A 22654-nucleotide genomic window follows, 5' to 3' on the forward strand; every position below is an offset into this window, starting at 1 on the left:
ATGTACGCCGTCCGGGGTGGCCGCGAGCGGCCGACGGTGCTAGTGCGGACCGCCGGGTCAGGCGGCCAGCGCCGCGTCGACCCGGGCCAGCGTCTCGTCCCGACCCAGCGCGGCCGCGGACTCGAAGACGCCGGGCGAGACCGCGGTGCCCGCCAGGGCGACCCGCAACGGCTGGAAGACGTCCTTGGCCTTCACGCCGCGCTCGCCGACGAGGGCGCGCAGCGCCGCGTCGACGCTCTCCGTCGTGAACGGGTCGAGTCCGGCGAGCGTCCCGCGGACCGCGGCGAGGTGCTCGCGGTGACCCTCGTCGAGCCACTTCGCGCGGGCCTTCTCGTCGTCCACCGGGCCCGTGAAGAGGAAGCCGGCGAGGGCCCAGAAGTCGTCGACCGTGGAGATCTTCTCCTGGCTGATCTCGACCGCCGTCCGCAGCAGCTCGTCGCGGCCGGCGATCGCCTCGCCGTGGCCGGTCGCGTCGAGGTGCCCGCGGATCGTCGCGGTGAGCCCGTCGACGCCCTGGCCCCGGAGGTACTTGCCGTTGAGCCACTTCAGCTTCTGCTCGTCGAACCGCGCGGGGTTCTTTGAGACGCGGGCGATGTCGAACCGCCTGACCAGCTCCTCGCGGGAGATGACGGTCTCGTCGTCGGCGTCGCCCCAGCCCAGGAGCGCGAGGTAGTTGACCACGGCGTCGGGCAGGTAGCCGGCGTCGCGGAGCTCCTGCACCGACGCGGCGCCGTGGCGCTTGGAGAGCTTCTTCCCGTCGGGGCCGTGGAGCAGCGGCAGGTGGGCGTAGACCGGCGACTCGGCGCCCATCGCCTGCAGGACGAGGAGCTGCTTCGGGGTGTTGGAGAGGTGGTCCTCCCCACGGATGACGTGGGTGATGCCCGCGTCGAGGTCGTCGATCGCGACGGCCAGGTTGTAGAGCGGGCTGCCGTCGGCGCGGGCGACGACCGGATCGTCCTGGTGGACGTTCTGGAAGGTCGTGTCGCCGCGGATCAGGTCGCGGACGACGGTCTGCCCCTCGGGCACCCGCAGGCGGACCGCGCCGACCTCGGGGTCGTGGCTGCGGGTCGGGTGATCGCCCCCGCGGAAGCCCTTGTCGGCGCCGTGCTCCGCCTTGTAGGCCCGGACGTCGTCGGCCGTGGCCGTCGAGCGGTACGCCCTGTCCTCGGCGAGGAGCTGCTGCACCACGGCGCGATGGCGCTCCTCGTGGGTGGTCTGGAGGATCGGCTCGCCGTCCCAGTCCAGGCCGAGCCACCGGAGCGCGTCGAGGATCTGCTCGATGTTCTCGGGGGTCGACCGCTCGCGGTCTGTGTCCTCGATGCGGAGCAGGAACTCGCCGCCCGAACCGCGGGCCAGCAGCCAGTTGTAGAGCGCGGCGCGGGCGCCCCCGACGTGCAGGAGGCCGGTCGGTGACGGAGCGAAGCGGACGCGCATGGGCGGGAGGCTAGGGCAGCGCGCATCCGGGCCGCTGCGACCTCGCGGCACCGGACCGCGATCGCGACCGTCGACGACCGAGGGGCCCGGTCCGGGCGGACGCGGGCCCCTCGGGACACCCGGGGTCGGCGTCCGGAGCCGTCGGGCCCCGGACGCCGACGGCGATCAGCCGGCGGGGACCGTCAGCGTCTTCTTCACGGCACCGGCGGTCGCGCCGGTGGTCTTCATGGTGACGACCAGCTTGCCGCCGGCCTTGCGGAGCTTCTTGGCGACGGAGGAGGGCAGCGCCGCCGTGATGGAGCGCGTGGTGCCGCGGGCGACCGTCACCGAGCGGCCGAGCTTGGCGGACGTCGAGCCGAGCTTGAACGACGGGCTGACGACGCACCCGGTGGCCGGAGCGGTCGTCGGGCAGATCACCCGCAGCTTGACCGTGCGACGCGTCGCGCCGACGGAGGCCGCGTTGAGGCGGGCGCGGGCGACCGTGACCGCGGCGGCCGGGGCGGCGGCGACGGCCGTACCGGCCGTGCCGAGCGCGGCCAGGGCGGCGGCCGGGTCGATGCCGTAGGCCTTGGCGGCGGCGGTCAGGGTGCGGGTGATCGCGGCGACGGCGGCCGGATCGCTGACCTGGCCGACGAGCGCGACGAGCTTCTGCAGGAGCGGTCCGACCGCAGGCAGGTCGGCGACCTTCGGCAGGCCGAGCTGCGTCGTGACCTGATCGAGGATCGCCGTGAAGGTCTTCAGCGCGTCCGCGGCGGTCGGGATGCCGCCGGCGAGGACGGCGGTGAGGCGGTCGAAGGTGTCGCCGACGAGCGGCAGCTGCGCCGTGCCGGCGGCGAGCGTCGTGGTCAGCTTCGTGACGCTCGCGAGGACGCCCTGCAGCAGCTGCGTGGTGGCGGCGACCGGGCCCTTGGAGACGATCTGGAGGATCTGGTCGGGCGACAGCAGGTCGAGGATCTCGGTCACCGCGGTGACGGGCGCCCCGACGAGGGTGTTGATCAGGGTGCTGATCGTGTTGGCCGGGAGGACGCCCGGCAGCGTGCCGGCGACGAGCTGGTCGACGATGCCGCCGACGGTGCTCGTGACCCCGCCGAGCAGCCCGCCGATGAGGCCGCTGAGGTCCTGCGTCTGCTGGACGGCGGGCGGCGGCGTGGCGGCCGAGGCGACCGCCGGGGCGACGGTGCCGACGCCCATGGCGGCGACGACGCCGACGACGAGGGCGGGGTGACGAAGGACGTACGGGGGCATGGCGAGGATCTCCTGGGTGGGTGGCGGCGGCGCGCGTGCCGCTCGCTTTCCCGGTTCGTCGGCGCGGAGTGGCGGCTCGGGTGACGTTCGTCATCTCCGCGTCGACGGATGTCCGACACGTGTGCACTCAACGGGACACCTCCCCCCGGAATGTCCCATCCGGTGGACCTCGGCGCCGGGCCGCAACGACGTCCGCCGTCCCGAGGGACGGCGGAGCTGCAGAGCGAACCGCTGGGGTGCAGGGCGTCGGGAGCGACGCCGGCAGGCGTCGCCGTCGCGACGGCGACGGCGACGGCGACAGAGCCGCGGCGGCGCCGCTACGCGGCGCGGCTGATGCGGACCGTCTTGGTGACGGCGCCGGCGGTCGAGCCCGCCGTCTTGAGCCGCAGGACGACCTTGCCACCGGCCTTGCGGACCTTCTTGGCGACGGAGGCCGGCACGGCGACCCGGAACGTCTTCGAGCGCCCGGCGGCGATCGTCGCCTTCTTGGCCTTCACGGTCCTGCCGCCGACCTTCACGGACGGGGTGATGCGGCAGCCCGCGATCGAGGCGGTCGGGCACGTCACCCGGTAGGTGACCTTGCGGCGGTTCTTGCTGATGGAGGCCGAGGCGATGCGCGCCCGGGCGACCTTCGCGGCCGCAGCGGGAGCCGCCGCGGTCGGGGCCGGCGTGGTGGCGGCCGGCTTCGCGACGGCACGGCCCAGGCCGAGCAGGTCCAGCGCGGAGGCGATCTGCGCCGGCGTCAGACCGAGGCTCGTGCCGGCGGTCGAGACCGCCCCGACGACGGCCGTCTTGGTCCCGCCGTCCGGCAGCGCCTTGCCGATGGTCGCCAGCGCGGCGATCAGCGGACCGACCGCCGGCAGGGCGGCGACGCTCGGGTAGCCGAGGAGCTTGGCGACCTGGTCGACGACGCTCGTCAGCGTGGCGAGCGCCGTGGCGGACGAGGGGACGCCCCCGCCGAGGACGGCGGTGACCTGCGACAGCGCGGCGGAGACCGCGCTCGCGGAGAGGGTCGAGCCCGACGCGAGCCCGGTCAGCGTCGGCAGGATGCCGGTCAGCAGCGGGACCATCGTCGTCGGGTCGGCGACGAGCTGGGTGAGCTGCGCGGGTGTCAGGGCGGTCAGGAGCTTCGTGACGTCCGCGGGGACGACGCCGTCCACGGCGCCCGTGATGACGTCCGTCAGCTTGTCGATCGTGCCCGCCGGGAGCACGGCCGGCAGGACACCCGTGCTGCCGTCCAGCAGCGGCGTGACCGCGCTGACCAGCGGGGCGGTCGCGGTGTCCAGCAGGCCGCCCAGGAGGCCGCCGAGCAGCTGGTTGGAGACCTGGGGCGCGGGCGGCGTGGACGCGGCGGACGCGGCCGGAGCGATGACGCCGGCCCCGAGGGTGGCGACGACACCGGCGACGACGAGGGGATGACGGAAGGCGGTGGGGGCCATGGGACTGCTCCGGGAACGGGGGACGGCGGAACGCCGCTTCCCCCGTGTCGTCGGCCGCTCCAGCACGCGGTACCCCACCGGGCGCCGAGACTCAACGGATGTCCGAGCCCCGGCCCTCAGGCCGCGGCGGCGACCGGCACCGGGTCGGCGACCACCGCGGGCTCGGCCGCCGGCGGCGCGCCGGCGGTGAGGGCCCCGGCGCCGAAGAGCCGCTCGAGCTCCATGCCCAGCGTCGGGCTCGGGGCCACCCGGAACTCCTGCCCCAGGCGCAGCGTCCGCGGACCCGACGTGGTGTTGATCGTCAGCACGACGGCCGCGTCGCCGCGGTGGTCCTGCAGCAGGTGCTTCAGGCGCGACAGCGCGGAGTCGCGGACCGCCGACCCGTCGACGCGCACGAACAGCTCGGTCGGGGCGGCTGCGGCGACGCGCTCGGCGCGGCGCTCGTCCGCGGCCCCCGTGGCGGCCGCCATCTCCTTCTCCGTCGGCTCGAAGACCTTGGCCGAGTTGACCAGGACGGTCGCGCGCTCGTCGTCCTTGAGGTCCACGCGGCCGCGGACCAGCACCACGGCGTCGGGCTGCAGGATCGGCTCGAGCTCGGGCGTCCCCTTCGGGAAGACGACGATGTCGATCGACCCGTCGGTGTCCTCGAGCACGCCGCGGAGCATGACGTCGCCCTTGCGGGTGTTGATGCGGCGGATGTCCGCCACGATGCCGCCGACCTGGATCCACGAGTCGTGCGGCTTGGTGCGCAGGTCGGCCAGACCGCACTCGGTCTTCTTCGCCAGCGCGTCGCGCACGTCCTTGAGCGGATGGGCGGAGAGGAACAGGCCGATCGTCTCCTTCTCCATCGCCAGGAGCTCGCGCTGGTCGAACTCGACCGTCGGCACCGGCGGGTGGGTGGAGACCTTCGTGCTCGACGTGTCGGCGGTGTCGTCGCCGAAGTCGAAGATCGAGCCCTGGCCGGCCGCGGCGTCCTGCTGGACCTTCTTGCCGACCTGCTGGGCGTCGTCGACGATCGCCAGCATGCCCTTGCGGGCGTCGCCGGTCGACGCGAAGGCGCCACAGCGGATCAGCGAGTCCAGCGCCTTGCCGTTGACCGACCGGTGGTCCACGCGTTCGCAGAAGTCCCAGAGCGACGTGAACGAGCCGTCCTCGCGGGCCGCCTTGATCGCCTCGACCGCCGAATGCCCGACGCCCTTGACGGCGTCGAGGCCGAAGCGGATCGCACCGTCGTGGACGGTGAACTCGTGGTCGGACTCGTTGACGTCCGGCGGCAGCACCGGGATCCGCATCTCGTCGCAGGTGTTGAGGAAGAACGGGACCTTGTCCTTCGTCGACATCACGGAGGAGAGCAGCGCCGCCATGTACTCGGCCGGGTAGTTGGCCTTGAGCCACGCCGTCCGGTAGGAGACGAGGCCGTAGCACGCCGCGTGCGACTTGTTGAACGAGTAGTTCGCGGCGTTGAGGTTGGTCTGCCAGAGCCAGTCGACGACGCCGGCGTGCGTGCCCGACTGCAGGCAGCCCTCGCGGAAGGCCGGCTCGAGCTCGGCCATCTTGTCGAGCTTCTTCTTGCCGATCGCCTTGCGGAGGTCGTCCGCCTGACCCGGCGTGAACCCCGCCAGGTCGCGGGCGATCCGCATCGACTGCTCCTGGTAGAGGATGACGCCCTTGGTCGGGCCGATGATCGGCGCCAGCCGCGGGTCGGGGATCGAGATCGTGTTCGGGTCGTGCTTGCCCGCCGCGTACGTCGGGATCTGGTCCATGGCGCCCGGGCGGTAGAGCGCCACGAGGGCGATCAGGTCGTCGAACTCCGTCGGGTTGACCTGGCGCATGGCCTTGCGCATGCCCTCGGACTCGAACTGGAAGACGCCGACCGAGTCGCCGCGCGCCAGCATCTCGTAGGTCGGGCGGTCGTCCAGCGGGATCTCGGCGATGTCGATGCGCTCGCCCGAGGACCCCTCGATGATCTTCAGGGCGTCCTGGATGACGTCGAGGTTGCGCAGGCCGAGGAAGTCCATCTTCAGCAGGCCGAGCTCCTCGATCGGCCCCATTGGGAACTGCGTGACCCGCTTGTAGATCTTCTCGCCGTGCTCGTCGACGGTCTTGGAGTCCGTGATCTGGATCGGCACGAATGACGACAGGTCGCGGTCGGAGATGACGACGGCGGCGGCGTGGATGCCGGCGTTGCGGACGGTGCCCTCGAGGCCGATGGCGACGTCGAGCACCTGCTTGGCGACGGGGTCGGAGTCGTAGGCGGCGCGCAGCTCCGTGCCCTCGGCCAGGCACTTCTCCAACGGCGGCGTCTTGCCCATGATCGGGTCGGGGATGAGCTTGGCCAGGCGGTCGCCCGTGGCGTAGTCGAAGCCCTGGACGCGCGCAGAGTCCTTCGTCGCGTTGCGCGGCAGCATCCGGCCGAACGTGACGATCTGCGCGACGCACTCGCGGCCGTACTTGTCGGTCACGTACTTCATGACCTCCTCGCGCCCGCGGACGGAGAAGTCGATGTCGATATCAGGCATCGACACGCGGTCCGGGTTGAGGAAGCGCTCGAACAGCAGGTCGTACTTCAGCGGGTCGAGGTCGGTGATCCCCAGCGCGTAGGAGATGATCGACCCGGCGGCGGAGCCACGGCCCGGCCCGACGGAGATGTCGTGGTCCTTCGACCACTTGACGAAATCGTGGACGATCAGGAAGTAGGCGTCGTAGCCCATCTTGTTGATGACCGCGAGCTCCATGTCGGCGCGCTCGCGGGCGGCCGCCGGGATCGGATCGCCGTAGCGGACGCGCAGGCCGTCGAGGACCAGCTCCTGCAGGTACGCCTGCTCGTCCTCCCCCTCGGGCAGGAAGCGCGGCAGCAGCGAGCCCTCGCCCAGCGGGATGTGGACGTCGCAGCGCTCGGCGATCTCGAGCGTGGTCGGGATCGCGTCGGGCCACTCCTGGAACTGCGAGGCCATCTCCTCGGTGCTCTTGACGTAGAACTCGTTCGTCGAGAACGACATCTTCGGATTGGCCAGCGTCGACTGCGTCTGCACGCAGAGGAGCGCCTCGTGCGTGTCGTAGTCGTGCTTGTGCAGGTAGTGGACGTCGGTCGTGCCGACGAGCGGACGGCCCGTCTCGCGCGCGATCCGCACGATGCCCTCGTTGCACTTGTCCTGCAGGTCGATGCCGTTCTTCTGCACCTCGAAGTAGACGTTGTCCCGGCCCACCACGTTGAACAGCTGGTCCACGTGGGCCCGGGCGCCGGCCACGTCGTCATCGGCCAGCGTCGTGCACATCCGCGACGCCAGGCAGCCGGTCAGCACGATCAGGCCGGACCCGTTCTGGCTCATCTGCTCGAGGTCGACGCACGGCTTGCCGCGGCGGATGCCCTCGGTGAAGCCCAGCGACGACAGCCGCATGAGGTTCTTGTAGCCCTCGGTGGACTGCGCGATCACCGTGAGGTGGTTCGGCTTGACCTTGTCCTTCGACGCGTGGTCGTCGACGAGGTAGAGCTCGCACCCGATGATCGGCTTGACGCCCTCCTTCTTCGCCGCCTTGTACAGCTCCACCACGCCGTTCATCACGCCGTGGTCGGTGAGGCCGATCGCGGGCTGGTCGAGCTCGGCCGCCCGCTTGACGAGCTTGCCGATGTTCGGCTGGCCGTCGAGCAGGGAGTACTCGGAGTGGACGTGCAGGTGGACGCAGGAACCGGAACTCACGCGCTGCACGATAGGCGGCGGACCGGACGTCGAGAGCCCTCCGGAGGGCCCCGCCGAGGACCCCCTGCAAGCGACCGGTTCGCGGCCGCGCGGCTACCGCTGGTCGTCCGGCGAGGGGGCCTGCGCGCGCAGGCGGGCGGCCGCGTCTTCGAGCCCGCGGATGACCTCGTCGGCGGCCTCGATGCGACCGCCGGCGAGCAGCTCGCGGGCTCCGCGGGCCAGCTCGCCCATGCGCACCGACGGATCCAGGGCCGAGCGCGGGCGGGACCCGGGCGGGACCGGCTCCCGATCCGCCAGGGCGCCGACCACGGGCCGTTCGTCCGCCGCGACGGCCAGGGCGCGGAGGGCACGCAACTCGTCGGCGAGGTCCGAGAGGCCCGTCCGGACGGCCTCCGCCAGCACCTCGCGCTCACGCGCCTCCGCGAGCAGCGCGTCGGTCGCCGCGGCGGCGCGGGCCTCCGCCAGCTCGATCTGCGCGCGGGCGACGTCGGCCAGGCCCTCCGCCCGTTCGGCCCGTGCTTCGGCGCGCTCGCGACGGAGCACCTCCTCACGGACCCGGAGCTCCAGCTCGGCGGCGCGGGCCAGTGGGCCGACGACCGGCTCGCCGCCGCGGGCGACGACCGTCGCGGTGGACACCGGCGGCTTCGACGTGCCCGGTCCGACCTCGGCGGGACCGTTCACGACGCCGACGGGACCGCCGCCCGTCACCAGGCGGCCGGGCGCGCCGCCCCACGGGGTGCCCGAGCGCGGCACGCCGGGGCTCAGGTGCCCGAGGGCGAGCCGCCGCGGCTGCGCGTGGCGGCGTAGGCCCCGCCGCCGGCGGCGGCGATCGCCAGGACGATCGCGCCCTTCTTCGCCTTGGACCGCAGGCCGAGCCGCCGGGCGACGTACCACTTGGCCGCCTTCCAGGTGGCCCATCCCAGCAGCGTGTAGAAGCCTCGTTCGGAGCGGCGCATCGACCGCACACTAGCCGACGACGGAACGTCCTCCGGGTGCGCCGAGCCCCGACGACGTCCGACGCGTCCCCGACCCGGGACGCTCGGGGCGGGGCCCGGTCCGTTCCCTCAGGACTCGGTGCCGGTCCCGGTGTCGATCTTGCCGTTGGCCAGCTGCCACGCCAGACGGGACTGCAGCGACCACAGCTCGATGAAGCCCGGGGAGGCGTCCTGCGCGAACAGGCCGCCGGAGTGGGAGAACGACGCGAGCGTGGCGTCGTAGACCGCGTTGGGCGACTCGCGGGTGACGACGCGGGCGGAGCCCTTGTAGAGCTTCATGCCGATCGTGCCCGTCACCCGCAGGTTGACGTGCTCGATGTAGGCCTGGATGTCGGTGCGCAGCGGCTCCCACCAGAGGCCGGCGTACACGAGGTAGGCCCACTTCTGGTCCAGGCCCGGCTTGAACTGGTTCTGGTGGATCGTGCCGACGAGCCGCTCGAGCTCCTTGTGCGCCGGCAGGATGATCGCGGCGGCCGGGATCTCGTAGATGTCGCGGACCTTCAGGCCGACGATGCGGTCCTCGATGTGGTCGAGGATGCCGACGCCGTGCTTGCATCCCAGCTCCGCGACGCGCTCGAGCAGCGGCACGATCTCGAGCCGCTCCCCGTCCAGCGCGACCGGGACGCCGGCCTCGAAGGTGATGTTGACGGTCTCGGACTGGTCCGGCGCGTCCTCCGGGCGCGTGACGAGCTGGAAGACGTCGTCCTCCGGCGCGTGCCCGAGGTCCTCGATCCAGCGGCCCTCGGACGAGCGGCCCCAGAGGTTGTCGTCGATGGAGTACGGCGCGGGCTGGCCGGCCGGCGCGTTCTTGACCGGGATGTTGTGCTCGCGGGCGTAGGCGAGCTCCTCGTCGCGACCCATGGCCCAGGAGCGGACGGGCGCGATGACCTTGAGCTCGGGCGCGAGCGTGGCGATCGTCGCCTCGATGCGGACCTGGTCGTTGCCCTTGCCGGTGCAGCCGTGGGCGATCGTGTCGCAGCCGTGCTCCCGGGCGTACTCGCAGGCGAGCTTGGCGATCAGCGGACGACCGAGCGACGTGAACGCCGGGTAGCCGTCGCCGTAGTTCACGTTGGCCTTGATCGCCGGGATCAGGTACTCGTCCGCGAACTCCTGGCGGGCGTCGTGGACGATCGCCTCGACCGCGCCGAGCGTGCGGGCCTTGCCGGTGACCTCGTCGTAGTCCTCGCCGGGCTGGCCGAGCTCGATCGTCAGCGCGACGACCTGGGCCTGGTACTCGTCCTGGATCCACTTGAGCATGACGCTCGTGTCGAGACCGCCCGAGTACAGGAGGAGGACCTTGCGGACCTCGTCCTTGTCGGCGAGGTAGGAGGCCACGCGCGTGCGGCCCGGGTCCGCCACCCGTCGCACTTCCGTGCGCTCTGCGGAGGAGTCGGGCGTGGCAGGCTGGTCGCTCATACGAGGTGGGAGGGTACCGGCGGACGACGGCCTCCGGACTGCGCCTCCGTCGGGCCCCGTGACGCGCCCGCCGGAGGACGCCGGCCGTGCCCGCCCCGGCTCCGCGGAAGGCGTCCGGCCCGCCGCACCCGCGCCCCCGGCCGCTCCTCAGTCGTCGTCCTCCGCGAGGCACCCGAGCACCCGCAGCCGGCGGATCCGGCCGTCGCCGACGTCCTCGATGCGGACCGCGCTGCCGAAGAGCCGGTGCTCGTCGCCGACGTCGGGCAGCCGCCCCAGGGTCTCCAGCAGATGCCCGCCGACCGTCGCCTCGTGGAAGTCCTGCGCGCCGGTCGGCTCGCGCCCGGCGGCCTCGAGACGGACGAGCAGGTCGTGCATGCCGGCCTCGCCGTCGACGACCAGGTCCTCGCCGTCGACCACCACGAGATGCGCCGCGTCGTGGTCGAACTCGTCCTCGATCTCGCCGACCAGCTCCTCGATCACGTCCTCGAGGGTGACCAGGCCGACGGCGGTGCCGTGCTCGTCCACGGCGATCGCCAGGTGCTGCCGGGTGCGGCGCATCTCGCGGAGCGCGACCCCGACGAACGTGGCGTCCCCGACCCGGACGACGGGCCGGGCCAGGTCGGTCAGGACGGAGCCGTCGTCGCGCAGCAGGGCCGCGAGCAGGTCCTTGGCGTGGACCACGCCCTCGACCTCGTCCAGGCCGGCGCCGTCGGGGCAGAGCGGCAGGCGCGTCACGCCCGTCTCGACGGCGACCTCCGCGGCCTCGGCGACGGTCAGCCCGTCGCTGGCGACGATCGCCTTGCGGCGCGGCACCATGACCTCCCGGACGCGGCGGTCGTCGAACTCGAAGACGTTCTCGGTCAGCCGGCGCTCGACGCGGTTGATCTCGCCGCCCTCGTCGGACTCCCGCACGATCTGCAGCAGCTCGCGCTGGCTGAACGGGGACGAGCCCGCCTCGCTCGCGGGCGGGATCCCGAACGGCTTGAGCAGCAGGTTGCCCATGCCGTTGAAGAGCTGCACGATCGGCCGCGTCAGCAGGAAGAAGATCCGCAGCGGCGGGATCACGGCCAGCACGATGCGGTCCGTGCGGGCGATCGCCGCGCTCTTCGGCGCCAGCTCGCCGACGACGACGTGGAGCATGGTGATCAACGCGAAGGCCAGGATGCTGGCCAGGCCGATGCTGCCGATGCGCGCGCCCTCCCCCAGCACGGGTTCCAGCAGCTCGTGCAGCGCGGACTCCCCGAACGCGCCGAGGCCCAGCGAGGCGATGGTGATGCCCAGCTGGCAGGCCGCGAGGTACGAGTCGATGTGCTGGACGGCGTGCTGCACCGAGCCGGCCCCTGGCCGACCGTCGGCGACCCAGTCCTCGATCTGGCTGCTGCGGACCCGCGCGATCGCGAACTCCCCGGCGACGAAGAACCCGTTGAGCAGGACGAGGAGGAGGGTGCCCGCGAGCTCGATCGCGACGGTCCCTCCTGAGGCGAGCGGCATGAGCCATGACGGTAGCGGCCGCGCGGGCCGCCCCCCGGTGCACGCGGGCCCCGGGGTGTCCTGGCCGCGCCCTGCGGGCGGACCCAGCAGACTCCGGGGCATGGCCTCCCCCGGCCCCACGACTCCTCGAGGCCGGGCGCTGCGCCGTGCGGTGCTCGCCCTGCTCGCCCTCTTCGGGGTCGCCACCGTCCTCGCGCTCGTGCTCCGCTCCGGGTCGGACTCGGACCTGCCGCCGGTGACCGTCCCGACCGGGGCGACCGACGGCACCGCCGTCCGTCGGTACGACCTGCGCAGCACGTCCGCCGGTCGACGGCTGGTCCAGACGGTCGTTCTCCCGCCCGGGGACCTCCGGGGCCGACCGCTCCTGGTGTTCCTGCACGCCCGGGCGCAGGACCCCGCGAGCCTCGCCCAGGCGCCCCTGCGAGCGGCACTGGCCCGGCTCGGGGACCGCGCCCCGGTCGTCCTCCTGCCCGCTGACGACGGTGGGTCGTACTGGCACGACCGCGACAGCGGGAGCTGGGGGCGGTACGTGCTCTACGAGGCGATCCCGACCGTGCTCCGGCGCTACGGACTGGACGGGTCGCGCATGGCTATCGGCGGGATCTCGATGGGCGGTGCGGGCGCGTTCGCCCTGGCACGCGACGCCCCGGGCCGGTTCTGCGCGGTCGGCGGGCACTCCGCGGCGCTGTGGTCGGCGGCCTCGAAGGCGGACCCGGGGGCGTACGACGACGCGGAGGACTTCGCCCGCAACGAGCCCGTCGGGCCGGTGCGGCGCGAGGAGACGCAGCGCTACGGCGTGCCGCTGTGGCTCGACGTGGGCACCGCCGACCGGTTCCTGCCCGCGGACCGGGAGTTCGCGCGGCTGCTGCGCTCGCGGGGGGAGCGCGTGGCGTTCTCGACCGGGCCCGGCGGGCACGAGCCGCGGTACTGGCAGCGCAACATGGGGCGCTACCTCGACTTCTACGCCGGCGCACTGGCCGACTGCGGCCCACGGGACCCCGGGGCGGCGGTGAGCCGCCGCGGGTCCCGCGGGTCCGGCCGGAGGGCCTCCCGCCGCCTGACCGGCGGCGGGACCCTCGGTCAGTAGGTCGCCGCGGCAGGGGTGGTCGGCGGCACGGCCGGACCGGCGCCGGAGGTGTCGAACGACGGGAAGCGCTCGACCAGGAGGGTGCTGTAGGCCGTCGAGCGCACGGAGTACGAGACGCAGAACGCGATCGCGTTGTGCAGCCCGTCGGGGTTGCGGCCGAGGATGATGATCGCGACCCAGGCGATGAACGCGACCACGCTGAGGACGATGCTCAGGGCGTAGTTGATGATGCCGACCAGGATCAGCGGCAGGAAGCGCAGCAGGACCCAGAGGCGGCTGTAGGACTCCTTCGCGGGGCCGATCTCGAGCTCGATCGGGTACGTCGTCTCGTCGCTGCCGGAGAACGGCGGGAACCGGTCGCTCAAGAGGTACAGGTACGAGTAGAAGCGGGTGTGGAACCGCACGAAGCCCCGCACGAAGGAGTAGAGACCCGCCGGGTAGCGGCCCGTGAACAGCAGGGCGAACCAGGCGATGATGACCGCGACGTAGGTGACGATCCCGTAGAAGAACCAGACGATGGCGTGCGGGATCACGAGGATCCAGCGGAAGAACGCCGTGAGACGGCTGTGCCGCTCGGCGTTGGGGGCGATGAACAACAGCTCACCTGGTGCGGGCATGGGGACTCCTCGGGAGGGGGGGACGGCGTTCGCCGTGGCTGCCGGGGGTTGTACCAGCGCGGGAGGACGCCGGTGGTGAGAACCGATGGTCCGGGTGTGCCCCCGGGTCCGCGGAGTCCTCGGCCCGGGACGTGCGCCGCCCCGGCCGCTAGCGTCCGCGGGCGTGGAGCCGATCCCGATCCAGCAGGCCCGGGCGCGCTACGCGGAGCTCGTCGCCGGGCCGCGCGACCTGCTCGCGCTCGCGGACCCCGGCGACGCCCGCGCACGCCTGATCCCGGCGTCGTCGCTGGTCTTCGCCCTCGGCGCGTGGGAGGCGTTCTGCGAGGAGCTGCTGCGGGCCGCGGCGGTCGGTGTCGTCGGCGCCGCCCGCGGGCCGCAGGACCTGCCGAAGGCGATCCGCGAGACGCTCGTCGAGATCACGGGCGAGCCCGGCGAGCCGTGGGACCACGTGCTGAAGCGCCTCGGCGGCGGCTGGCACCGTGCCGCGGTCCGGCATCTCGGGCGATCGCTCGAGCACCGGTTCCGCCACTGGAACACGCCGAGTGCCGCAGGGGTCGACCGGCTCGCCGAGCAGGTGGCGGGCATGCCGCCGATCTCGCCGCGCTGGCCGTCGGTGGACGGGCACCCCGGCGCGGACGTCCTCGACGACGCGATCCGCCGCCGAGGAGAGGCCGTCCACCTGGCCCGGGTCGACTTCGGAGCCGACGTCATCGTGCCCGTGCTCGACCTGCTCGACGGGATCGTCGACGTCACGGCGACGACGGTGGCCCGTCGCATCGGCCACCTGCCACCGATCACCTCCGGCTGACGAGCCCGGAGCCGGCGTCGGGCCCGGCCCCCGTCCGGGTGGCCCGAGCCTCGCCGAAGTCCGACGAGACCAGGACCCGAGACGCTCGGGACGGGCCCCGGCCCTCTCTCTCTCTCTTTCAGCGCGCGGCGAACCCCGCCGCGATCCGTGCGACGCCGTCGTCGACCTGCTCGTCGGTGATCGTCAGCGGGGGCAGCAGGCGCAGGGCGCTCGGCGTCGGGCCGTTGACCCAGACGTCGTGCTCCGTGACGAGACGACCGGCGAGCTCGGCGGCGCTCCCGTGCCGCTCGACGGCCTCGGGCGTCAGCTCGACCGCGAGCATCAGTCCGCGGCCGCGGACGGACGCGACGTCCGGCAGCGCCTCGAGGCCCGTGCGGAAGCGTGCCCCGGCCTCGGTGACCCGCTCGAGGAAGCCGGGGGCCTCCATCACGTCGAAGACGGCGAGCGCGGCGGCGCAGACCAGCGGGTTGCCGGCGAACGTCGAGCCGTGGTCACCCGGCTGGAGCACGTCGTAGAGGTGGGGCGCGGTGACCAGGGCCCCGATCGGCAGGCCGTTGGCCAGCGCCTTGGCGACGGTGATCGCGTCGGGCGTCACGCCCGTGGACTGGTAGCTCCACATCGTGCCGGTGCGGCCCATGCCGGACTGCACCTCGTCGACGATCAGGAGGGCGCCGTGCTCGTCACAGGCCTCGCGGGCGGCGAGCAGGACGTCGTCGGGGATCGGGAGGACACCGCTCTCGCCCTGGAGCGTCTCGAGCAGGACCGCGGCGGTGCCCTCGCCGACGGCGCCGCGGACGGCCTCGGGCGTCGGTGGGACGGCCCGGAAGCCGCCGACGAGCGGCGCGAACGGCTCCTGCTTGGCCTCCTGCGGGGTGGCGGACAACGCGCCGTAGGTGCGACCGTGGAAGCCCTTGAACAGCGAGACGATCTCGCCGCCGCGCTTGTGACGCCGCGCGAGCTTGATCGCCGCCTCGTTGGCCTCCGCCCCCGAGTTCTGGAACAGCACGCCGCCGCCGAGCGAGCTCAGCGACAGCCGCTGCGCCAGGCGGGTCGGGCCCTCGAGGTGGACGAGGTTGCTCGTGTGCAGCAGGGTGCCGGCCTGCTCCTGGATCGCCATCGTGACGGCCGGGTGCGCGTGGCCGAGCGACGTGACGCCGAGGCCGCAGAGGAGGTCCAGGACGCGTCGGCCGTCGACCGTGTGGAGCCAGACGTCGGCGCCCGAGGCGACGGCGACGGGCAGCCGCGCGTAGTTCTGCAGGACGTGCCGGGACTCGATCTCCTCGAGCTCGGCGAGGGTCAGGGGGGCGCTCATGCGTCTCGCTTCTCGTCGGGGGAGGTGGTGCGCGCGGGCACGCCGCCGGTCCCGCCGCTCGTGGCGGCGTGGGACCGCGGGCTCACCGCGCCGGCCTGATCTGGGTGCCGCAGCCCTCGTCGGTGAACAGCTCGAGCAGGACGGAGTGCGGCTTGCGGCCGTCGACGATCGAGGCGGCACCGACACCCGAGTGCACCGCGTCGACGCACGCCTGCAGCTTCGGTCGCATGCCGCCGGCGATCCCGGGCAGCGCGTCCTCGACCTCGTCGGTGGTGGCCTGGACGACGAGCGTGTCGGGATCGTCGACGTCGCCGAGCCAGCCGGCGATGTCGGTGAGGAAGATCAGCCGCGTGGCGCCCAGGGCGCGGGCGACCGCGGCGGCGGCCTCGTCGGCGTTGACGTTGTGCGCCTGCCCGGACTCGTCCGAGCCGACGGAGGCGATGACGGGGACGAAGTCCTCGGCGACGTGGTCGATGACGCCGGTGTCGACGCGCGTGACGCGGCCGACGAAGCCGACGTCCTCGCCGTTCGGCCCCGTGGTGGTCTCGACCTTGAAGAGGTTGCCGTCGTCGCCGGACAGGCCGACGGCGGGCTGGCCGTGGCGGTTGATGCGGACGACGATGTCCTTGTTGACCTTCCCGACGAGGACCATCTTGGCGACCTCGACGGTGGCCTCGTCCGAGACCCGCAGGCCGCCCCGGAACTCGACGGGCAGGCCCAGCCGACCCATGAACTCCGTGATCGCCGGGCCGCCGCCGTGCACCACGACGACGTTGACGCCGACGTACTTCAGGAGGGCGATGTCGCGGGCGAAGTCCTCGCGCAGCTCCGGGTCCGTCATCGCCGCGCCGCCGTACTTGATGACGACGGTGCGCTCGCGGAACTGCCGGATGTAGGGCAGGGCCTCCAGCAGGGTGCCGACGTCGCGCACGCCGAGCCCTGCGGAGGCGTCGGGCGTCGGGGCGTCGGGGGCGGTCACCCGGGGAACCCTAATGGCCCACGGGGGTTCCGGGCCGCGCGGCGCCCGGACGGTCGGGGTCAGGTCGTGTACTCGGCGTTCAGCGTCACGTACTCGTGGCCGAGGTCGCTGAAGTACACCTCGGTCTCGTTCGCGAAGTCCGGGACCCCACCGTCCTCGCCGACCGCCGCGCCGAGGGTGATGTCGTACTCGACCTCGACGTCGCGGACCAGCGCCTCGAGCGCCGGGCGGTCGAAGACGACCTCCTGGCCGTCGCGGCAGACCTCGACGCCCGCGATCCGCACGCCGACCGGGTTCAGCGCCGGGCCCGGGAGGACGGCGCCGACGGCCTGGACGATGCGGCCCCAGTTGGGGTCACCGCCGTAGAGCGCCGTCTTCACCAGCGGCGAGTTGGCCACCTGCCGGGCGACGCGCTCGCACGCCGGGCCGTCGGAGCCGCGGACGGTGACGCGGCCGACCCTCCGGGCGCCCTCGCCGTCGGCGGTGATCAGGAGCGCGAGCTGGCGCAGCAGGGCGTCGAGGGCCAGGCCGAAGCGCTGCTCGTCCGGCGTGCCGGGCTCGACGGCGATGCCGCTGGCGCCCGACGCGATCAGGACCGCGGTGTCCGAGGTGGACAGCTGGCCGTCGACGGAGATCCGGTCGAAGGAGCGCTTGACGCAGACGCCGAGCAACAGGTCGGCGGTCTCCGCCGAGAGCCGCGCGTCCGTGGTGACGAAGCAGAGCATCGTGGCGAAGCTCGGCTGGATCATGCCCGCGCCCTTGCAGACGGCGTGCAGCGTGACTTCGCCGCCGTCCAGGGCGACCGTCAGGGTCGCGGTCTTCGGGAACAGGTCCGTCGTCTCGATGCCGCGGCGGAAGTCCTCGTCGCCGTCCTCGCGCAGGGCGGTGCCGGCGGCGGCCACGCCCTGGGGCACGACGTCCATGGGCAGCGGCACCCCGATGACCCCGGTGGCGCAGACGGCGACCTCGTCCTCCCCCACGCCCGCGGCCTCGGCGGCCGCGGCGCGGACCTGACGCGCGGTGGTGAACCCGTCGCGGCCGGTCCCGGCGTTCGCGTTGCCGCTGGTGATCACGACCGCGCGCAGCGCATCCAGGCGCGACTCGTCCTTCGTCACCAGGACGGGCGGCGCGGCGGTGCCCGAGCGGGTGAACCGCGCGGCGGACACGGCGTCGGGCGCGTCGCAGACCAGCAGCGCGACGTCCGTCCCGCCCGACGGCTTGATGCCGGCGGCGACCCCGGCGGCCCGGAACCCCTTCGGCAGCCCCCGGTCGGCGACCCCGACCACGGAGTCGGGCACCTCGACCCAGCGCGAGCGGAAGAACGGGGTGCCGGCGGGAGGGTTGGAGGAGGTTGCGGGGACGCTCATGCGGGGGCGAGTGTAGAGGGGCGTCCGTCCGTGGCGCCGGGGGAGCGGGGTCGTCCTGCCCATCCCCACCGGGACACGCGCGGCCGGGGTGGGAGGATGGGGCTGTCCCCGGTCCCCCGCCGCTCCAGGAACCCCGTGCACCCATCGCCCGCCGGCCCATCCATCTCCCTGCGCGTGGCCGTGCTCGCCGCGATCCTGCTGGCCGTGCTCGGGTCCGGGACGACCGTGGCCCGCGCCGCGGACCCGGCACCGGCGATGCTGACCGGCGTCGCGGCCGACGGCCCGGCACGCCGCGGGATGCGGGCGACCTTCCGCGTGACGGCCCGCAACGCCGGCGACGCCGCGACGACCGTCCCGCTCGTCGTGCGCCTCGCGCCCGGGAACGGGGCGGCGCACCTCGACCCCCGGGCGGCGGGCAGCGGATGGACCTGCGCGCCGGACGGCCAGGCGCTCCGGTGCCAGAACGACGATCCCGTCGCGGCCGGCGCCTCGGCGGCGCTCCTCACCTACACCGCGGCGACCCCGGCCACCGCCCCCGCGTCGTCCGTGTTCGCGCTCGTCGCCTCGTCCTCCGGTCCGCCGGCGGGAGCCGTGGGGCAGTCCGCGGCGACCGTGGCCGTCGTCGACGCGTCACCGGCCGACGTCGTCCTCTCCGTGACCTCCCCCGGGCCGGCGCGGTCCGACGCCGCTCGCCCGTTCGACGTCCGTGTCCGCAACGCGGGCGCGGCGGCCACCGCCGAGCCGGTCGCCGTGACGTTCCCCGTCGACGACGGATCCATCGCCGCGTCGGGCGTGGGGTGGTCCTGCGACCCGGTGACCCGGCGCTGCGTCTACGCGCTGCCCCTGCTCGGCGGGGCCGAGGCGACGCCGTTGCGCGCGACGGTGGCTCCCGGCTCCCAGCCGTACGACGCGAACGCGTTCGCGGCCGCGGTGTCCGGGGGCGACGACCGGGATCTCTCGCGCAACAACGACGTTGCGAGCGCCCTCGGCACCCTGGTCCCGCCGTCCGACGTCGACCTGACGGTCGCGACCGCCGGCACCGGTGCAGCGCCCGTCGCCGGTCGCGCGGGGTTCGTGGTCCGCGTCGGCAACGCCGGGAGCGCGTCGAGCGCGGGTCTCGTGACGGTGCGCCTCACGCGGAACTCCGGCGACGCCTCGGCGACCGCGACCGCGGCAGGCGACGGATGGACGTGCCCGTCCGGCACCGCCATGTGCACCACGTCGGTCCCCGTTCCCGCCGGGGGCCGAGCCGCGCCGCTGCTCGTGGAGGCTCCGGCGGACGAGGTGGGAGGGACCACGGCGTCGGTCGTCGCCACCGTGTCGGGCGCCGCCGACGCGGTCGTGACGAACGACGTCGCCGGCGCGTCGCGCTCCGTCCTGCCGACGGCGGGCGACGCCGTCGACGTCGCGCTCACCGACGTCCTGCCGCGGCGGAGGGGAACCACCTCCACCGCATCGGTCTCCGTCTCCGGCCCCGGCGCGGGGGCCGCCGACGGTCCCCTCGTCGTCCGCATCACCTCGGCGCTCCCCGCGGTCGCGTCCGGCCGGGGGTGGGTCTGCACCGCCGAGCTGACGTGTCGCCGCGAGCCCGACCCGGCGGCCGGCGAGGCCGCACCGCCGATCGCGCTCGAGCTCGGTGTCGACGCCGCTGCGCCCCGCCAGTCCTACGCGATCCGCGTCGCCGCCACCGCGGGCCCGGACGCCCCGACGCGCGTCGTCACCGCGACGACGTCGGTCGGTGCCCCGCTGACGGACGTCGCCCTCAGCGTGCCGGAGCTCCACCCGCTCGTCCGGGGTGAGCAGGCGGCCTTCCCGCTGCGGGTCTCGAACTCCGGTGCGGACCCCGCGCCCGGCCCGGTGACGGTGGCCCTCGACGCCTTCGCCCCCGGGCCCGATGCCGACGGCGCCGGGTGGGCCTGCACGACCCGTTCGATCCGCGGGCTCCGGTGCGTGCACGACGGCCCCGTCCCCGCGCGCGGCGCCCTGCCCGACCTGACGCTCCGCGAGGCGGCGCGACCGCTCGGCCTGCCCGGCGTCGTCCGCGTCACCGGGTCGGTGCGACTTCCGGTGGGTGCCGACGTCGACCCGTCGAACAACCGCGTCAGCGCGACGACCACCGTCGGCGTCAACGGGGTCGAGCTCACCCCGACGTTCCGGAGGGTCTCCCCCGCCCGCGACTCCACCCCCGGCACCGCCGAGATCGTCGTGCACAACACCGGGTCGCGCCCGTCGGCGGGCGACGTCGTGCTCGCGCGCACCGGGTGGACCGGGATCGACGGCGACGGATGGCGGTGCGTCTTCGCCTGCCGGTACACGGGGACGATCCTCCCCGGAGCCACCAGCCCGCCTCTGCGGATCCAGGTCGGCGCGGGCGGGGACCTCGAGGTCGCGCTCAGCGGCGGCGGCGACCTCGACGCCTCCGACGCCCGCGCGGCGACCCGCGTACCGGTCGCCCCGCCCCGCCCGGCGCCGTACCTGGAGCTGTCGGCGTTCGCGCCGGGCGCCCGCCCCGGAGCGACCACGACGTTCACCGCGAGCCTGACCGCGAGGGGCGGCACGGTCGTCCCGGAGGCCGTCGACGTCCGTCTCGACCCGTCCCCCGGCGTGGTCGTGCTCGACGTGGCCGGTGCCGGAATGCGCTGCGCGGGACTGCGATGCCGGCTGGACGCCGGGATCCCGGAGGGCGCGACCCGCGTGGTCCGGGCCACGCTCCGCCTGACGAGTCGCGCCGGAGGGCCGGCGGCCGTCCGGATCCGGACCGGGACGACCGTCCCCGGTCCCGGAGGCGACGACGAGGCCTTGGCGCGCGTCGTCCCGCTCGGGAGCGCCGGGGACCTCGTCGCCACGGTCGACGGCCCCGGCACGCAGGTCGCGGGGGATCGCGGAGCGTTCCGCGTCGACGTGCACAACACCGGCGAGGCCGCCGTCCGCGGGCCCGTCCGGGTCGACGTGAGCCACACCGCGCCGTTCGGGACCACCGACGTCGCGTCGAGGGACGGCTGGACGTGCGAGTCCGACGGGAGGACGTGCCTGCACGACGGTCCGGTGGCAGCCGGCGGGACGCTGCCGACGCTCGCGGTGCGGGTGCCGGTCCCACGGGCCTTCGACTCCGGGGACCGGGCCACGATCGGCGCGACCGTCTCCGCGCTCTCCGACGACGACACCGGGGGTGACAACGGCGCAGCCTCCGCCTCCGCCCCGGTGAGCAACGCCGACGTCCCGAACCTCGGGGTCTCCCTCGCCGCGACGGGTCCGCTGGCGTTCCGCGGCCCGGCGCGGTTCGAGGCCCGTGTCCGCAACACCGGCCCGAGGCGCACCACCGCGCCGGTCGAGCTCGGCTTCGCGGGGCGACTGGGCCCGACGGGCGTGCTCACGCCGTCGGGCCCCGGCTGGGCCTGCCCGGAGGACGACGCGTCCTGTGTCTACCGCGGGGCACTGGACCCCGGCGAGCAGGCCCCACCGCTCACGCTCTCCGGGACCGACGGCACCTTCGGCTTCGGCGCACCCGAGACGGCCGACGTCCTCCTGCGCAGCCCCGCCGGCACCGCGTCCGACGACGCCGCCCACGCCGAGGCCCCGCGGCCCCCGGCTCCCGACGCGGCCGGCCCGGATGCCACGGTCGACCTCACCGGCGGCGAGCCCGTGTCCGACGGGGAGCAGACCACCGTCCGCGCCACCGTCCGGGGCGCGGGCACGACCGCGGCCTCGGGCGGCACGTCCCTCCGCCTGGTCGCCGCGGGCGGACGCGCGACGGCCACGGGCGCCGGGTGGACCTGCACGGCCGAGCTGACCTGCACCACCGAGACCGCGGTCCGCCCGGGCGAGGGTCTCCCTCCGGTCGACGTCGTCCTCCGCCGTGACCGCACCGACGCCGCCCGCTCGGTCCGCGTCGCGGCCACGGTGGCCGTGGTGGGGGACGTCCGGACCGCCGACGACACGGCGATCGCCACCGTCGGCGTCGGGGAGGGCCGGACGGACCTCACCGTCGAGGCGACCCGTACGGCGGCCCTCCGTGCGGGCACCACCGCCGTCTCGATCCTCCGCGTCCGCAACGCCGGGACCCGGCCGACGACCGCGCCGACGACCGTCGTCGCCGACGCATCCGTGTCCCCGTCGCTCGCGGGCGACGGCTGGGAGTGCGACGGGAGCCGCTGCACCTACGCCGCGTCCATCGCCGCGGGGGCCGCGGCGCCGGACGTGCGGGCCACCCAGGCCTTCCCCGCCGACTCCGACCTGGGCCTGGACCCGTTCTCCGCCACGATCTCCGGGGGCGGCGACGCAGAGGTCGGGAACGACGTCGCCACGGCCACGGCGGGCATCGGCGTCGGCGCCCGCCCCGCGCCCGGGCGCTCGACCCGGCTCGGGATCGACCCGCTCGTCCCGGAGGCCCGCCCCGGGGACGTCGTCGCCGTCCAGCTCGCGGTCCGCGCGGGGTCGGACGACGTCGCCGGGCCGGCGACGGCGGTGGTCGACCTGCCATCCGACGTCGAGTACGTGCCGACGGACCCCGTCGGGCCCGCGCCGACGGTCACGGGCCGACGGCTCTCCTGGTCGCTGGACGTCCCGCAGGACCGCCGGCCCAGCGCGCTGCGGTTCGCGGTCGCCGTCGCGCCGGGCGCGGCGCCAGGGGTCCGCGAGCTGGACGCGACCCTGCGCCGGGACGGCGCGCCCGACGAGACGGACGCCTCCACCTTCCTCGTCCTGCCGAGCGCCCCTCCCGCGAGCGACCCCGGGTCGGCTCCGGGGGCCGGCGCCGGGGCGGGCGC

Annotated in this window: 15 protein-coding genes; 3 read left to right on the forward strand and 12 right to left on the reverse strand. The window is 74.4% G+C overall.

All coding sequences use genetic code 11. The features are described 5' to 3' along the window. Nucleotides 1–57 precede the first annotated feature (57 nt). From gltX to Q7T67_RS16340, 8 genes are all read right to left on the reverse strand, one after another. On the reverse strand, nt 58–1434 hold the full coding sequence (gltX, locus tag Q7T67_RS16305; protein WP_304792008.1) for a glutamate--tRNA ligase: 1377 nt from the start codon (nt 1432–1434) through the stop codon (nt 58–60). A gap of 165 nt (nt 1435–1599) precedes the next feature. Further along, on the reverse strand, nt 1600–2679 hold the full coding sequence (locus Q7T67_RS16310; RefSeq protein WP_304792011.1) for a hypothetical protein: 1080 nt from the start codon (nt 2677–2679) through the stop codon (nt 1600–1602). A 317-nt stretch (nt 2680–2996) separates the two neighbouring features. After that, nucleotides 2997–4118, reverse strand: a complete 1122-nt coding sequence (locus Q7T67_RS16315) for a hypothetical protein (RefSeq protein WP_304792014.1) — start codon at nt 4116–4118, stop codon at nt 2997–2999. Nucleotides 4119–4234: 116 nt separating this feature from the next. Then, nucleotides 4235–7816 carry a DNA polymerase III subunit alpha gene (dnaE, locus tag Q7T67_RS16320; protein ID WP_304792017.1) on the reverse strand — a complete coding sequence of 1194 codons (3582 nt, stop codon included), beginning with the start codon at nt 7814–7816 and terminating at the stop codon, nt 4235–4237. Between the two features lie 93 nt (nt 7817–7909). Further along, nucleotides 7910–8497, reverse strand: a complete 588-nt coding sequence (locus Q7T67_RS16325) for a hypothetical protein (protein ID WP_304792019.1) — start codon at nt 8495–8497, stop codon at nt 7910–7912. An 80-nt stretch (nt 8498–8577) separates the two neighbouring features. Next, on the reverse strand, nt 8578–8772 hold the full coding sequence (locus Q7T67_RS16330; protein ID WP_304792022.1) for a hypothetical protein: 195 nt from the start codon (nt 8770–8772) through the stop codon (nt 8578–8580). Between the two features lie 108 nt (nt 8773–8880). Next, nucleotides 8881–10227 carry an argininosuccinate synthase gene (locus tag Q7T67_RS16335; RefSeq protein ID WP_304792025.1) on the reverse strand — a complete coding sequence of 449 codons (1347 nt, stop codon included), beginning with the start codon at nt 10225–10227 and terminating at the stop codon, nt 8881–8883. Nucleotides 10228–10374: 147 nt separating this feature from the next. Continuing rightward, complete coding sequence (locus tag Q7T67_RS16340; protein ID WP_304792027.1) at nt 10375–11718, reverse strand: hemolysin family protein; 1344 nt, start codon at nt 11716–11718, stop codon at nt 10375–10377. A gap of 100 nt (nt 11719–11818) precedes the next feature. Here Q7T67_RS16340 and Q7T67_RS16345 point away from each other — a divergent pair, with 100 nt between their 5' ends. Next, nucleotides 11819–12805, forward strand: a complete 987-nt coding sequence (locus tag Q7T67_RS16345) for an alpha/beta hydrolase family protein (RefSeq protein WP_304792030.1) — start codon at nt 11819–11821, stop codon at nt 12803–12805. On the opposite strand, the gene Q7T67_RS16350 is transcribed toward Q7T67_RS16345, so the two are convergent. Then, a complete protein-coding gene (locus tag Q7T67_RS16350; protein ID WP_304792033.1) occupies nt 12799–13422 on the reverse strand; it encodes a DUF4389 domain-containing protein in 624 nt (207 codons plus the stop codon). The genes Q7T67_RS16345 and Q7T67_RS16350 overlap by 7 nt on opposite strands. A gap of 163 nt (nt 13423–13585) precedes the next feature. On the opposite strand from Q7T67_RS16350, the gene Q7T67_RS16355 reads away from it, so the two are divergent. Then, on the forward strand, nt 13586–14230 hold the full coding sequence (locus Q7T67_RS16355; protein WP_304792036.1) for a hypothetical protein: 645 nt from the start codon (nt 13586–13588) through the stop codon (nt 14228–14230). A gap of 118 nt (nt 14231–14348) precedes the next feature. Here the strand turns inward: Q7T67_RS16355 and Q7T67_RS16360 are convergent, their stop codons facing one another. From Q7T67_RS16360 to argJ, 3 genes are all read right to left on the reverse strand, one after another. Beyond that, complete coding sequence (locus Q7T67_RS16360; protein WP_304792039.1) at nt 14349–15542, reverse strand: aspartate aminotransferase family protein; 1194 nt, start codon at nt 15540–15542, stop codon at nt 14349–14351. A gap of 82 nt (nt 15543–15624) precedes the next feature. Further along, a complete protein-coding gene (gene argB / locus Q7T67_RS16365; RefSeq protein WP_304792042.1) occupies nt 15625–16521 on the reverse strand; it encodes an acetylglutamate kinase in 897 nt (298 codons plus the stop codon). 59 nt (nt 16522–16580) lie between these two features. Next, nucleotides 16581–17888 carry a bifunctional glutamate N-acetyltransferase/amino-acid acetyltransferase ArgJ gene (gene argJ, locus Q7T67_RS16370; RefSeq protein ID WP_304792045.1) on the reverse strand — a complete coding sequence of 436 codons (1308 nt, stop codon included), beginning with the start codon at nt 17886–17888 and terminating at the stop codon, nt 16581–16583. A 174-nt stretch (nt 17889–18062) separates the two neighbouring features. Between argJ and Q7T67_RS16375 the strand changes: the two genes are divergently transcribed. Beyond that, a partial coding sequence (locus Q7T67_RS16375) for a hypothetical protein (RefSeq protein ID WP_370695413.1) occupies nt 18063–22654 on the forward strand: 4592 nt, incomplete at its 3' end.

It is taken from the genome of Patulibacter sp., assembly GCF_030655195.1.
GTDB lineage: Bacteria > Actinomycetota > Thermoleophilia > Solirubrobacterales > Solirubrobacteraceae > Patulibacter.